This is a genomic window from Psychrobacter sp. PP-21 (genome assembly GCF_033790785.1).
In the GTDB taxonomy this organism is placed as follows: Bacteria; Pseudomonadota; Gammaproteobacteria; order Pseudomonadales; family Moraxellaceae; genus Psychrobacter.
On record NZ_JAMYEB010000123.1, the window covers coordinates 1 to 255 of the forward strand.

The following is a 255-nucleotide window of genomic DNA, read 5'->3' on the forward strand; positions in this document are numbered from 1 at the left end:
AGTGACAAACTGGAGGAAGGCGGGGACGACGTCAAGTCATCATGGCCCTTACGACCAGGGCTACACACGTGCTACAATGGTAGGTACAGAGGGCAGCTACACAGCGATGTGATGCGAATCTCAAAAAGCCTATCGTAGTCCAGATTGGAGTCTGCAACTCGACTCCATGAAGTAGGAATCGCTAGTAATCGCGGATCAGAATGCCGCGGTGAATACGTTCCCGGGCCTTGTACACACCGCCCGTCACACCATGGG

The 255-nt window shown here is 54.1% G+C and carries 1 rRNA gene; it reads left to right on the forward strand.

Going from position 1 to position 255, the window contains the following annotated elements:
* A 16S ribosomal RNA gene (locus NJD71_RS13865) occupies positions 1-255 on the forward strand; the annotation flags it as partial.